Origin of the sequence: Streptomyces sp. NPDC048337 (assembly GCF_043201175.1) — a bacterium.
In the GTDB taxonomy this organism is placed as follows: domain Bacteria; phylum Actinomycetota; class Actinomycetes; order Streptomycetales; family Streptomycetaceae; genus Streptomyces.
This window is the reverse complement of record NZ_JBICYR010000005.1, coordinates 64,388-77,226: the sequence shown is the minus strand read 5'-3', so window position 1 is coordinate 77,226 and position 12,839 is coordinate 64,388. Positions and strand designations below refer to the sequence as shown.

The 12,839-nt window shown below is 73.8% G+C and carries 13 protein-coding genes and 2 pseudogenes; 4 read left to right on the top strand and 11 right to left on the bottom strand.

Annotation, left to right across the window (positions count from 1 at the left end; all coding sequences use genetic code 11):
• Window positions 1-25 precede the first annotated feature (25 nt).
• Entirely contained in the window at window positions 26-436 is a 411-nt protein-coding gene (locus tag ACGFYU_RS10435) for a hypothetical protein (RefSeq protein WP_393826863.1), read from the bottom strand.
• A 175-nt stretch (window positions 437-611) separates the two neighbouring features.
• Window positions 612-986 (bottom strand): hypothetical protein, encoded by a 375-nt coding sequence (locus tag ACGFYU_RS10430; protein WP_393826862.1) that lies wholly within the window; start codon window positions 984-986, stop codon window positions 612-614.
• 217 nt (window positions 987-1,203) lie between these two features.
• On the opposite strand from ACGFYU_RS10430, the gene ACGFYU_RS10425 reads away from it, so the two are divergent.
• Window positions 1,204-1,482, top strand: a complete 279-nt coding sequence (locus tag ACGFYU_RS10425) for a hypothetical protein (protein WP_393826861.1) — start codon at window positions 1,204-1,206, stop codon at window positions 1,480-1,482.
• A gap of 28 nt (window positions 1,483-1,510) precedes the next feature.
• Here the strand turns inward: ACGFYU_RS10425 and ACGFYU_RS10420 are convergent, their stop codons facing one another.
• The 5 genes from ACGFYU_RS10420 to ACGFYU_RS10400 all read right to left on the bottom strand — a co-directional run bounded on the left by ACGFYU_RS10420 (window position 1,511) and on the right by ACGFYU_RS10400 (window position 6,035).
• Entirely contained in the window at window positions 1,511-1,993 is a 483-nt protein-coding gene (locus ACGFYU_RS10420) for a hypothetical protein (RefSeq protein WP_393826860.1), read from the bottom strand.
• A 397-nt stretch (window positions 1,994-2,390) separates the two neighbouring features.
• Window positions 2,391-3,029 (bottom strand): DUF305 domain-containing protein, encoded by a 639-nt coding sequence (locus tag ACGFYU_RS10415; RefSeq protein WP_393826859.1) that lies wholly within the window; start codon window positions 3,027-3,029, stop codon window positions 2,391-2,393.
• A gap of 80 nt (window positions 3,030-3,109) precedes the next feature.
• A complete protein-coding gene (locus ACGFYU_RS10410) occupies window positions 3,110-3,529 on the bottom strand; it encodes a DUF6153 family protein (protein ID WP_393826858.1) in 420 nt (139 codons plus the stop codon).
• A 57-nt stretch (window positions 3,530-3,586) separates the two neighbouring features.
• Window positions 3,587-4,420 carry an alpha/beta fold hydrolase gene (locus ACGFYU_RS10405; protein ID WP_393826857.1) on the bottom strand — a complete coding sequence of 278 codons (834 nt, stop codon included), beginning with the start codon at window positions 4,418-4,420 and terminating at the stop codon, window positions 3,587-3,589.
• 115 nt (window positions 4,421-4,535) lie between these two features.
• A complete protein-coding gene (locus tag ACGFYU_RS10400) occupies window positions 4,536-6,035 on the bottom strand; it encodes an aminotransferase class I/II-fold pyridoxal phosphate-dependent enzyme (RefSeq protein WP_393826856.1) in 1,500 nt (499 codons plus the stop codon).
• 72 nt (window positions 6,036-6,107) lie between these two features.
• Here ACGFYU_RS10400 and ACGFYU_RS10395 point away from each other — a divergent pair, with 72 nt between their 5' ends.
• Complete coding sequence (locus ACGFYU_RS10395; RefSeq protein WP_393826855.1) at window positions 6,108-7,031, top strand: LysR family transcriptional regulator; 924 nt, start codon at window positions 6,108-6,110, stop codon at window positions 7,029-7,031.
• Window positions 7,032-7,083: 52 nt separating this feature from the next.
• Entirely contained in the window at window positions 7,084-7,638 is a 555-nt protein-coding gene (locus ACGFYU_RS10390) for a YbaK/EbsC family protein (protein WP_393826854.1), read from the top strand.
• On the opposite strand, the gene ACGFYU_RS10385 is transcribed toward ACGFYU_RS10390, so the two are convergent.
• From ACGFYU_RS10385 to ACGFYU_RS10375, 3 genes and pseudogenes are all read right to left on the bottom strand, one after another.
• The gene (locus ACGFYU_RS10385; RefSeq protein ID WP_393826853.1) at window positions 7,635-9,731 is read right to left on the bottom strand and encodes a SpoIIE family protein phosphatase; all 2,097 of its coding nucleotides are present in this window, start codon (window positions 9,729-9,731) and stop codon (window positions 7,635-7,637) included. The two genes, ACGFYU_RS10390 and ACGFYU_RS10385, sit on opposite strands and share 4 nt — an antisense overlap.
• Before the next feature lie 193 nt (window positions 9,732-9,924).
• Window positions 9,925-11,193 (bottom strand): annotated as a pseudogene (locus ACGFYU_RS10380) (M4 family metallopeptidase); the annotation flags it as partial.
• Window positions 11,194-11,347: 154 nt separating this feature from the next.
• Window positions 11,348-11,581 (bottom strand): annotated as a pseudogene (locus ACGFYU_RS10375) (bacillolysin); the annotation flags it as partial.
• Between ACGFYU_RS10375 and ACGFYU_RS10370 the strand changes: the two are divergent.
• Window positions 11,483-11,944 carry a hypothetical protein gene (locus tag ACGFYU_RS10370; RefSeq protein ID WP_393826852.1) on the top strand — a complete coding sequence of 154 codons (462 nt, stop codon included), beginning with the start codon at window positions 11,483-11,485 and terminating at the stop codon, window positions 11,942-11,944. The pseudogene ACGFYU_RS10375 and the gene ACGFYU_RS10370 overlap by 99 nt on opposite strands.
• 43 nt (window positions 11,945-11,987) lie before the next feature.
• Here ACGFYU_RS10370 and ACGFYU_RS10365 read toward each other — a convergent pair whose 3' ends face one another.
• Complete coding sequence (locus tag ACGFYU_RS10365; RefSeq protein ID WP_393826851.1) at window positions 11,988-12,731, bottom strand: carbonic anhydrase; 744 nt, start codon at window positions 12,729-12,731, stop codon at window positions 11,988-11,990.
• Between the last annotated feature and the right edge of the window lie 108 nt (window positions 12,732-12,839).

Below are 12,839 nucleotides of genomic sequence, written 5' to 3'. Positions count from 1 at the left end.
TGCGAACGGCTGCGGGACGAGCGGCCTAGATGCGCCACCGACACACGTCGGCGAGCGTGGTGCGGCCCGGGCGGGCTATGTGGGTTCTGTGGGAGCCGGGGGCCGGCGAAGGCGTCTCCGCCGTGGGCCGCCCCGCGTTCAGGACGGGAAGCGGGGCGAGGACCGGGCCCGCCGGGTACGGGACCTGGCCGTGGGCGGCCTGGGCGGCCAGGCCGGGGAAGGTGCACGCGGCGCTGTGATCGTGCCGGGGGCGCGCCGGTGCGTGCTGCTGCTGGTGGTGGTCGGCGGCGGAGGCCGCGGCCGGGGTGCCGAGGGAGAGATGGCCGTGGGTGTCACCGGAGAGGAAGGAGGAGCAGTGGACCGCTGCGAGCAGCAGTCCGCTCAGCAGGCAGGCGAGCAGGGCGCGCGGCCAGGGCGCGGGGTGGTGGCGAGGCACAGTTCCTCCGTACAACAGTCACTGCCGCGCCCCTGGGGCTCGGAAGTGTCGTCGGCGGTTCCGGTCGGCTGCGCGCGATCGCGGGTGTCGGAGCATCAGATCCTGAAGGGCTCTGAACATATCGCCCTTTTATGGGCACACCGCGCAGCGCGTCGAGTGTCGTCGGATCTGTGGCCTACACCTGGAGGACGGCGCGCACCGCGGGATGTGCCGGGCCGGGACACTCCGAGTGGGGCTGCACCCGGGCGGGCGCGGGGGAGTGGCCCGGAAGAAGGGACTGCGGGCGAAGGGCGGGCGCGGTGAGCGGCTTCGGCGCGTCGGCGACGGCCGCCGCCTGCGGCGAGAGCGGCGCACAGTCGTGCGAAGGCCCGTGGTGCTCTTCGCCGACAGGGGAGCCGGCGACCACCGGAGAAGCGGAGGTGGGGCTTCCCGGCTCGCTGTTGTGCGGGCACAGGAAGCCCAGGATCAGCAGGGCCAACGCGACGACGGCCAGCCGACCCGCGGACGGGCGGATCGACCGGCCACCGGAACGCGACCAAGCTGTAACCATGCCGTGATCATAAGGGGTCTTGTGGCGGAGCCGGGAGTGCCCCCGAGAAGTTGCGGCGAACAACTCACGGGCGCGGCAGGCTCCTTGGAGAAATCTACGATGCGATCCGGCCAGGCATATCGGAAGGTGCCCCGCCGCGGGGATCGGCCCGGCCGGTGGGCAGGCCCCGCGCGGGGGCCGTGGCTACGCTGGAAGTGGGCAGAGGGAGGCGGCACCGATGAGACGACGCCATCACTTCCACATCGATCACGCCGGGCACTCGGTCAGTGCCACCGTCCAGACCGGCCACACCGCCGTCGTGGAGATCCTCGTCGACGGCAAGGAGACCGGGTACGCCACGACGCATGGCGACCACCCGGTGTCGGTGCAGGTGGAGCTGCCGACCGACCCGCCGCAACGGGTCTCCGTCCGCGCGACGCCCGGCCCCGGCCTGCCGCGCTGCCTCCTGGAGGCGCCGGGGGTCGAGCCGCACATCATGTCGCCGCGCCCGTACTGACCGACGCGGCGTCCCGGGGCCGGCCCGTTCAGTGCGCGTGGCCGTCGCCGCGGGCCGGTGCGCCGGTCGCGCTCCGCGCGGGAGCGGGGGTGGGTGTGGTCGCGGGGGTCGAAGGACCGGGGGACGGCGCGTCCGGCGTGCCGTGGCTGTGCCCGCCGCCGTCAGGCTGCTCGGCGATCGAGGAGGCGACGTAGCGGAGCCCGCCCAGGGCGAGGAGCGCGGTCACCAGCACGGCGAGTCCGGCGAGGCCGAAGAGGCGGCGCCACGAGGTGTCCTCGTCCTTGATCACGTAGGCGGCGAAGGACAGCACGATCCCGATGGGTATGAGGACGGCGGCTCGGGTCGGGAAGTCCTCGAAGTGCTGGAGCCCGCCGCTGAGCATCCCGATGCCGAAGGAGAGCAGCAGGGAGGCGCCCATGATGCTCGCCACCTGCCGGAGGGTCGGCTTGCGGCGGGCGAGGAGGAACTCGTTCAGGGCCGTTGCGGCGAGGAAGACCAGCACGCCGTACACCGCGATGCGGGTGTAGCGGCCGGGGTCGAGGGGGTGGTGGACGACGGCGCCGCTGATCAGCCCGGCGCCGACGAAGTAGCCGACGTAGCCGAGGTACCGGGCGAGGAGGGCCGTGCGGCGGGAGCGGGCCTGGCGCAGGGCGGCGCGGCCGACGGGTCAGGGTGCCGATTCGGGTGTGACCGGGGGCGGGGGCGGGGGCGCGAGCTGGGCGGGGGTCATATGGGACTCCTTGGCCGGGGCGGAGCCCCCGCGGGGTCCGGGGCGGAGCCCCGGGAACGGGGGGCGGGGGGGCGGAGCCGCCCCCACGCGGCGGAGCCGCATGTCGGGCACGGCGGCGTGGGGGGAAGGCCCCGCGGGGGGTGTGGGCGGCGGGCCCACACCCCTGCGGGGATGGTGATCAGCCCTTGCCGAGGAGCTTGTTCATCCGGGTGATCTCGGCGCTCTGCGAGGAGACGATAGCACCGGCCATGTCCTTGGCCGGCTGGTACGAGCCACCCGACTGCTCGGTCTTCGCCATGGCGACGGCGCCCTCGTGGTGCTTGACCATCAGCTGGAGGAACGCCGTGTCGAAGGCCTTGCCGGACGCCTTCTCCAGGCCGGCCATCTCCTCGGCCGTCATCATCCCGGACGTGCCGTGCCCGCTGTGGCCGCCGCCTTCGGCGGGGACCTGCTCGCCCCACGTGGTCAGCCAGCCGGACAGGGTCTTGATCTCCGGGTCCTGGGCCTTCTTGATCTCGTCGGCGAGCGCCTTCACCTCGGCCGATTCGGCGCGGGTCGAGGCGAGGGCGGCCATCTCCACGGCCTGCCGGTGGTGGGGGATCATCCCCTGGGCGAAGGCGACGTCGACCGCGTTGCGCGCGCCCTGCTGCGGAGCGGAGGCGGAGGCGGACGGCGAAGCGGAGGCGTTGTGGCCGCCGCTGTGGGCCGAGCCGCTGTCGTTGGTGCCGTTGCCGCCACAGGCGGCGAGGACGAGGGCGGCGGCGGTGGCCGCGGCCACGGCGGTGGCGCGGCGGATGAGGGAACGCTTGGTGGTCATGCTGGTGCTGCTCCTGGTGTGAGGGCACGCGCACGCGGGGCGTGCCGAAGATAGGGCGGTGGCCGGGGGAAAGGGCCGCCCTATATGCGCAGGAGCTGCAGTTCGCTCCGTGACGGGGGAGCGCGTCCGCCGAGGACGACGTCGGGAACGAGCCCGTGCCCCGCCGCCCTCGGAGCGTGGACCGTGCCGGGCAGCACGGCCGGTACCGGCAGGACGGGGGAACCCGCGATGCCGGCGGCCGCGCAGGTCGCATCGGCGTGATCGGCATGCCCGCAGCCGCCACCGCCGACGGCACCGCCGTCCGACGGATCACCGGCGTGGACACAGCCGTCGTGCACCGCCTCGGCCTCGGCGCCGTGGTGCGCGCCCGCCGTGGTGTGTGCGGCCGCGGGGAGACCCCCCGGGCCCAGGCCGTGCATCGCGACGAGTCCGAACAGCACGGTCAGCACGCAGGAGCGCAGCCCGAAGGGCACCACCGCTCGCCTCGCCTGCCGACTCATACCGCGCATCGTATGCGGAGCCCCTCGGACCCGCGCGACCGGGTCACATGGCGGACCTCAGCCACGCACGAGGGCCGCGACCCGGTCCGGACGCTCCTCGACCAGGAGGTGACCGGCGTCGGCCACGACGTGCAGACCGGTCCCGAGGGTCGCGCGGAGCGCCGGGGCGAGCCGGCGCGGTGGCAGAAAGGTGTCGTGCGCGCCCGTGGCGACCAGGCGCGGCACCGCACGGTCCGGGAGCTCGGCCGCTCCGGGGGCTCCGCTCGAACGGGAGTGGCGTGCGACCAGCGTCATCCACTCCACGAGTTCCGCGCGCGGCCGGTGGCCGGGTGCGAGCATCGCCCGCAGGAGCCGGGCGCTGCGGTCCGCCGTCGGCCGTAGGAACCAGGCGGCGGAGGCGGCCAGCAGGGCGGGCGACAGGCGCAGCCTGCCCAGTCCTCCCGGGGAGAGCAGTACGAGCCGGTCGATGCGCGGCGACGGGCTGGAGAGGGCGATGGCGGCGCCGAAGGAGTGGCCGACCACCACCGTCGGGCCCGCCGTGACCGCGTCCAGCACCTCGCTGAGCCAGGTGCCGTACCAGGACAGACGGCCGCCGGAGAGGGCCCGCCGCCCGGAGCTGAGTCCGGGCTGCCCGGGCACGTCCGGCAGGACGAGGCGGTGGCCGGCCGCGACCAGGGCGGTGGCGAGGGGCAGTGACGCCGCGGCGTTGAAGTTCGTCCCCGGCACGAAGAGGACCGTGGTCGGGCCGGAGCCCGCGAGCACCGCGTGTGTCCGTGCCCCGTTGGCGGTCACCGTCGCCCGCTCGTGCGCCACCGGCCACGCGTCGAGCCGGTCGGTGCACCAGCCGCGGATTCGCTCCCGGCCGGCCGGGCTGCGGTATATGGAGTCCATCGGCCGAGTATCACCGCCCGGCCGGCGAACTCCGCGCTCTGGCGGCCCGGTTCGCCGCGCGGATACCGTGAGCTTCCTGTTCGATGTTGTGCGATCCGCCGCTCAGTGGCCCAGGTCAGGGTGCGACGACCCGGAGGCGGGAGACGTCCGGATCGAGGGCTCCTCGTACGTGGCCGCCGGGCGCGGCCGCCGTACGGCGGAGGAAGTCGACGGCCTCGGCCGTGATGACCTCGCCCGGCAGCACGTTGGGGATGCCCGGCGGGTACGCGGCCAGCGTGTCGGCGGACACCCTGCCGACGGCCTCCTCGGCGGGCACCACCAGGGCCGGACTGAGGAACGCCTCGCGGGCCGTGAGGCGCGCGGGCCCCGGGCGCGGCAGCCGCAACGCCGCTCGCTCCGCGAGACCGGAGCCGGGGTCGCCCAGCGGGGCGGGCAAGCGGTGCAGCGCCTCGACGAAGCGATCGGCGTCCGGCACGGACCCGGCCCCCACCACGGCGACGATCGCCGCGTCCGTGGCGACCTCGACCATGACCTGGTGGTCCCGGTGGAGCAGCCGCCGCGCCTCGTGCCCGGTGATCCCGCCGACGCGGGTGTCGATGGCGATGCGCAGCGGATCGGCGGCCGTGATGTCCGGGAATCGGTGGAAGCCGTCGGCGACCACCCCGAAGCGCCCCAGCGCGCGCACGACTCCCCGTATCTTGTCCGCCGCCTCCAGCGAGCCGGTGATCCGGTCGGCGCCCGCGGCCAGGGCCCGCCGCGCGAGGTCCAGGGAGGCGGTCAGCAGGGCGCTCGCGCTGGTCGACTGCACCAGCCGGAAGGCCCGGTCCACGAGGGGTTCGAGCCGGTCCGCGAAGGGCCCCTCGGCCAGGTGCAGCATGGCCGACTGCGTCAGGCTGCCGGCGAGTTTGTGGGTGCTGGAGGTCACCAGGTCCGCGCCGAGGGCCAGTGCCCCCTCGGGCAGTGCCGGGTGGAAGCCGAAGTGCGATCCCCACGCCTCGTCGACGATCAGGGGCACCCCGGCGGCGTGCGCGGCGTCCGCCAGAGCGCGTACGTCGGCCACGGCCCCGAAGTAGCTCGGCGAGACCACGTACACGGCCGCGGCGTCCGGGGTCCGCTCCAGGGCGGCCCGTACCTCCCCGGCGGTCACCCCGTGGGCGATGCCCTGCCCGGGGTCGACGGAGGGCTGGACGAAGACGGCCTTCAGGCCGGACAGCACCAGCCCGTCGACGACGCTGGAATGCACACTGCGCTGCACGACCAGGGTGCGGCCCAGGGCGGGGGCGACCATCGAGGCGATGTGGTTGCCCTGGGAGGCGCCGTTGGTCAGGAACCAGGTGCGCCGGGCGCCCCAGGCGCGGGCGGCCAGCTCCAGCGCCTCGTCCAGCGGGGTGTGCGCCCCGAGGTCGATCCCGTCGAGCAGCGGCGGGAAGTCCAGGGCCGTCACCCGCGGGCCGAGAGCGTCGGAGAGCTCCGAGCCGGGGGCGGCCGCGTGGCCGGGGACGTTCAGCCGCAGCCAGTCCCGTCCGGCGTGCGCGCGCAGGGCCTCGGCGTACGGGGCGCGGAGCTGGTCCGGGGCCGGCGGGCGGCCGGGGAGAGGGGTGGTTCGCGTGTTCACACCCGGAGCGTGCCAGCCGCGCAGCCATAGAGGAATGCTGGTCTTTTCGATGACCCTCCATATTCTGTCTATATGCTCGAGATTCGGCACCTCCAGGTGCTCCGGTCCATCGCCCAGGAGGGCTCGCTCGCCGCCGCGGCCCGGGCGCTGCACTACACGCAGCCGACGATCACCCACCACCTGGCCGCCCTGGAATCCCACTTCGACGCCCGCCTCGTCCAGCGCGGGCCGCGCGGCGCCACCCTCACCGAGCTCGGCGAAGCCCTGCTGCCGCACGCCGAGGCCGTTCTCGAACGGCTGCGCCACGCCGAGCTGGAGGTCCGCGGGCTCGCCGAGCGCGGCATGCGCACCCTCCACATCGGCACCTTCCCCACCGCCGGCGCCCTCCTGCTCGCCCCCGCCGTCAAACGCCTCCACCGACAGGGCGTCCACATCTCCCTCACCGAGGGGGAACTCCCCGTACTCCTGCGCGGATTGAAGGCCCGGGAGCTGCAGGCCGCCCTCGTCTTCTCGCAGCCCGGCGACCGGCTCGACCTGGACGAGGAGTTCGCACTCCACCCCCTCCTGGCCGATCCGCTGCTCCTGGTGATGCCGCGGGACCACCCGTGCGCGACCCTGGACACGGTCCCGCTCACCGCACTGCGCGACACGGCATGGGTGGGCGCCGCCGACCCGCACGACCCCTGCGACCGGGTCCTGTCCTGGGCCTGCGCCCAGTACGGCTTCGAACCCGTCCACGCCATGCGCACCGACGACTACGCGGTCGTCCAGGGCCTGGTGGCCGCCGGCGCCGGCATCGCCCTCGTGCCGCGGCTCGCGCTCGGCGCCCCCCACCCCGACCTGGTCGTACGCCGCCTCGACGGCCCCGACCTCACCCGGGAGATCAGCGTCGCCGTCCTGCGCTCCACCGCGGCCCGCAGCGCCCGGGAACTGGTCTCGGCACTCCAGGAACAGGCCGCGCTGACCACCGACCGCTGGACCCTCGCGGACACCTGAACCGGCGGCCGTTCGGCCTCTGTTGCCGTGCGGGCCCTGTTACCGTGCGGGTATGCGCGCTCCCATCGGTCCCTTCGACCCCGCCAGGCCCGCCCCCGACTGCCTCGACGAACTCACCCGGCCCGTGGCCGACGCCGTCCGCGCCTGGCGTGGGGCCATTCCCGCCGAACAGATCCTCTACGTCGACACCGACCCGGAGATCGCCGACACCGCCGCCGTCGTCGCGCACTACGGGCAGGAACTGCTCGGCCAGTCCGCCAACTGCGTGGTCGTCGCCGCCAAGCGCGGAGGTGAGACCGCCCTCGCGGCCTGCCTGGTGCCCTCGGCCGGGCGGGTCGACGTGAACGGCGCCGTCCGCCGCCACCTGGGGGCCCGCAAGGTGTCCTTCGCCCCGATGGCGACGGCCGTGGAGCTGACCGGCATGGAGTACGGCGGCATCACCCCCGTAGGCCTGCCGGCCGACTGGCCGCTGCTCGTGGACCCGGCGGTCGCGGACATGCCGTACGTCCTCGTCGGCAGCGGCCGCCGACGCGGAAAGATCATCGCGCCCGGCAAGCTGTTCGCCGAGCTGCCGGGCGCCGAGCTGGTCGACGGTCTCTCCCTCTAGGAGACGTCCGGGAGGTAGGGGCGGACCCGGGCGATGACCAGGGCGACGTCGTCGTGGTCGTCCGGGTGGCGCAGGGAGTCCAGGAGCCGGTCGCACGTCTGCTCCAGCGTCCGGCCGCTGCCGGCGAGGAGCTCCAGGAGCAGGGTGAGCCGGTCGTCGAGGGGCCGGTCGCGGGTCTCGACCAGGCCGTCCGTGTACAGGACCAGCTGGTCGTCGGTCTGCATCGGCACCGTGGTCGCCTCGAAGGGGATCCCGCCCACGCCCAGCGGGGTGCCCGTCGGCAGGTCGAGCAGCCGGGGCGCCCGGCCCTTCCGGATGAGGACCGGGGGCAGGTGACCGGCGACGGCCATGCGGCACTGCGCGCGCCGCGGGTCGTAGACGGCGTAGATGCAGGTCGCGATGGTCTCGTCCAGCCCGGCCGTGGTGCGGTCGAGGTGCTCGAGGACCTGGGCGGGGTCGAGGCCCAGCTCGGCGAGCGTACGGGTGGCGGTCCGCAGCTGGCCCATGCTGGCGGCGGCGTTGATCCCGCTGCCCATGACGTCGCCGATGACGATGGCCGTCGTGTCGTTGGGCTGTGCGAAGGCGTCGAACCAGTCGCCGCCGATCTCACTGGTGGCCGCCGCCGGCTGGTACCGGTAGGCGACCTCCAGGCCCGGGGTGAGGGGCGGGTGGTGCGGCAGCAGGTGGTGCTGGAGGGCCAGCGCGGTGTGGTGCGCGTTGCGGTACCAGCGGGCGTTGTCGATGCACACGGCGGCGCGGGCGGCCAGCTCGCCCGCCAGGATGATGTCGTCGTCGTCGAAGGGCAGCGGATTGCGGGTCCGCTTGAGGTCGAGCGCCCCGAGGACCTCGCCGCGGGCGATGAGCGGCACGGCCAGGTAGGAGCGCAGCCCGGCCCGGGCCAGGAGGGCGGCCGCGTCGTCGTTGCGGGCGATCCGCGACAGGTCCCGGGCGTGCACGTGGGCCACGAGCACCGGGTGCCCGGTCGTCACGGACTGCGTGACCAGCCGGTCCGCCTCGTAGCGGGCGATGTCGCCCGGCGGGTCCGCGGCGCGCACGGCCTCGCTCGGATAGGCGGCCGCGACCGCCAGCGCCCGGAAGACCGCGGGCCCGCGCGAGGTCATGGCCATGCTGGGACGCCCCTCCAGGACCGAGTCCAGGATGTCCACGGCCGCGATGTCGGCCAGCTCCGGCACGACGACATCGGCCAGCTCGCGGGCGGTCTGGTCCAGATCGAGGGTGGTGCCGATACGGACCGTGGCGTCCGCGATCATGGCGAGCCGGCGGCGGCTGTGGCCGATCTCCTTGGCCGCCTGGTGACTCTGGGTGACGTCCACCACCGAAGTGGCCACGCCCAGTACCCGGCCGGTGGCGTCCTCCAGCCGGTAGTACGAAACCGACCAGGCGTGCTCGGTGCCCTGGTCGGCGTAGGTGTGGCCGGCGGTGAACTGCTCCAGCAGCGGCGTGCCGGTGGCCAGCACCTGGCGCATCGCGGCCTCGACGGCCTCCGCGTCGTCCAGGAAGGACAGGGCCTCGCGCACCCGGCGGCCGATGTGCGCGGAGGCCGGCAGCCCGTTGATGCGCTCCAGCATCGGGTTGACCAGTACGTACCGCAGATCGGTGTCCAGGACCGCGAGCCCGATCGGGGACTGCGCCACCAGGCGGGCCGACAGGGCCAGGTCCCGTTCCAGGTGCCGCAGCCGGGCCCGGTCGGTCGCTATCCCCAGGGCGTACCGGTCCCCGCGCTCGTCCAGCAGCCGCATGTTGCGGAACTCCACGAGGCTGGTGCTGCCGTCCTTGTGCCGTACGGGGAAGGCCCCGGCCCAGTCGCCGGCGCCGCCCATCACCCGCGCGAACAGCTCCAGGACCAGGTCGAAGTGCTCCCTGGAGGCCAGCAGCCGGGCCGCCGGCTGCCCCAGTGCCTCCTCCGCCTTCCAGCCGAACAGCTGCTCGGCCTGCGGGCTCCACAGGGCGATCCGCCCCTGCTCGTCGAGGACGACCGCCGCCACGTTCAGGACGTCGAGCAGCCCGCTGGGCGGGGAGAGACCGGCCCTGGCCAGGTCGGTGTCAGCCCTGGGCGCATCGGCTGCATCCATCGGGATGGCTCCCTTCCGGCCGTCGGCCCGGCGCCGTGGGACTTCTGGCGGACGAGCCTCGCGGGGCTACCCCCCATCGTCTCTCGGGACCCGCGGTCCTGCCGGGCATCCCGGCAGGACCGGGCTGCCGGGATGCCCGGCGGATCGGTCACACGATCCGCCGGACGCCCCCGGACGGGGCCCGCCGGACGGCTCAGCCGTTGACGTCGACGGCCTTCCAGGCGGCTGCCACCTGCTGGTACTCGACGCCGGTGGATCCGTACAGGTCGGCCGTCGCCTGCAGGGTCGCGGTGCGCGCTCCCGCGTAGTTCGTGGTCGACGTCATGTAGGTCGAGAGCGCCTTGTACCAGATCTTGTAGGCCTTGGTCCGGCCGATCCCGGTGACGGTGGAGCCGTCGTAGGTGGGCGAGTTGTAGGACACCCCGTTGACCGTCTTCGCGCCGCTGCCCTCGGAGAGCAGGTAGAAGAAGTGGTTGGCGACGCCCGAGGAGTTGTGCACGTCGAGCCGGCCCACGTTCTTGGACCAGTAGTCGGCCGAGGCGCCGTCCTTGCTGGGCTTGTCCATGTACCGCAGCGGCGTGCCGTTGCCGCGGATGTCGATCTTCTCGCCGATGAGGTAGTCGCCGGCGTCGGACGTGTTGTTGGCGAAGAACTCCACCGAGGTGCCGAAGATGTCGCTGGTCGCCTCGTTGAGACCACCCGACTCGCGGCTGTAGTTCAGCTTGGCCGTGGCGGCGGTCAGGCCGTGGCTCATCTCGTGCCCGGCGACGTCCAGGGAGGTGAGCGGCTTCTGGTTGTTCGCCCCGTCGCCGTAGGTCATGCAGAAGCAGCTGTCGGACCAGAAGGCGTTGACGTAGGCGTTGCCGTAGTGGACGCGGGAGTAGGCGGCCTTGCCGTCTCCGGCGATGCCGTTGCGACCGAGCTCGGACTTGTAGAAGTCCCAGGTCACGGCGGCGCCGTAGTGGGCGTCGACGGCGGCCGTCTGACGGTTCGACGGCAGTCCGTCGCCCCACTGGTCGTCCGCGTCGGTGAACAGTGTGCCCGTGGCGCTGGACGTGGCACCGTTCAGGTCGTAGGTCTTGTGGCCGCCGCGGCCGCCGTCGGTCAGGCTGTACTTCGACCCTGACTGGGTGGTGCCGAGCGTGACGGAGCCCGAGTACTCGCTGGTGCCGGTGCCGGAGTCGATGGCCTCGTAGGAGTACAGCTCTGCGCCGGTGGCGGCGTCGGTGATGACGTGGCGCTCGCTGGGGGTGCCGTCGGGCTGGGTGCCGGTGACGACGGCCTCGTAGGCGAAGACCGGCTTGCCGCTCGCGGCCCACACGACCTGGCGGGCGCCGGCGGGCGCGGCCTTCAGGGAGGTGCGGGCGGCGGACGGGGCTATTCGGGCCTCGACGCCCTTGGTGGTCTTGCGACTGCCGTCCTTCTTCTGGTGGACCACCAGATCGCCGCCGAGGACCGGCAGTCGAGATCGTCGTCAGCGCCGCGTCCTGGAAGGAGGTGTCGGGCGCGAAGCCGAACTGGGCGTTGACGATGATGCGGTCGGCGGTCCGGGCGCCCAGGGCGCCGCGGATGTCGAAGAGGGCGCGGGACCAGATCTCGCCGTCGGCGTGCACCTCTCCCTCCAGGTCGGCGTAGACCTTGTTCCCGTCGATACGGCGCAGGCAGTGCGGGGCGGCGCTGTACGCGATCGAGTCCCAGTCGGCCACGCACGCCAGGTCGGCCCGCTGCGGCCAGCCGTAGGAGGCGGCCGCGTGCGAACCGACCTCGACGGCCAGGTAGTCGCCGAAGGCCTCGCCTATCGCGCCGGCTTCGGGGGAGGTGCCGAAGCCGGGAACCTGCGCGTTGTGCACCGCGTGGCCGTACTCGTGGACGATCACCTCCGCGTCCTCGGCGTCGTCGACACCGCCCTTGCCGAAGCGGATCTCCGCCTTCTTGTCGGAGAAGAAGGAATTGTCCGCGCCCCACTGGTTGATACGGACGGGCTGGGCCCGGTCGTTGGCCCCGGGCAGCTCGGTGCCGAAGCCGAGGCCCTGCAGGTACTCCTGGGCCTCAAGGCCGCGCCGGGCGGCGCCGCCTCGGCGCAGGTCTGCTTCCGCCGCAGCAACATGGTGGTCTGGGTCGCGTACGCGCGCGGCGACGCCGACCGGCAGGCCGCCCGGGCCGGGGCCGTCGACGCCGCCCGCGAGGCGGCCGCCCGGCTCCGTACGGGCTGACGGGGGCGGCCTTCCCGGGCGGACGCCGGACGCCGCGGGTTCGTCAGGACAGGGTGCGTACCCGCTGGTCGCGCAGCTCGTAGCGGGCGGCGACCACGGCCAGTTCGCCCGAGGCCACCTTGCCCGCCAGATCCGGCTCGGCCGCCAGCCGCGCGCGGACGGCCCGCACGTGCGCGTTGACCGTGGCGTCGATACGGGCCTCGCCGTGCTGGCCGTGGTCGATGGACGGCCGTATCTGGTCGGCCAGGTACTGGATGTGGGCGGGCAGCGGCTCGCCGGTCTCGTCGGCGTGCACCGCCGCGGCGACGGCCCCGCAGGACTGGTGGGCCAGGACGAGCACCAGCGGAACGTGCAGTTCGAGGACCCCGTACGCGATGCTCCCGAGCACCGCCTCGTCGAGCACCTCACCGGCGGACCGTACGGTCATCAGATCGCCCAGCCCCTGGTCGAACACCAGCTCCGGGGGCACACGGGAATCGATGCAGCCCAGCACGACCGCGAAGGGCTGCTGCCCCCCGACCAGTCGGCGGCGCAGGGACGCGGACTCGTGCGGGTGCTCCTGACGCCCGGTGCGCCAGCGCTCGTTCCCCGCCGCCAGCCGGCGCAGCGCCTGCGCGGGCGTGGTGGGCCGGTCCGTACTCTCCGCCTCCCAGGAGGCGGCGGAAGCGGGAAAGGCCGACCCGAGGGTCAGCCCCGCGCCGGCGACCGCCGTACCCGCCACGGCGGTGCGCAGCAGGGCGCGTCGACTGGGCGAAGGAGCGACAGAGGTCCGTATGTTCGAATCCATGGCCGGACGGTAACCCGGCGCGGGGACACCGGTGTTGACCCGTCGGCCGCAATGGCTTGATCCGTTCGCCAGCCGACCGAATGGTGGCGAATCGATCTCAGCATGCGG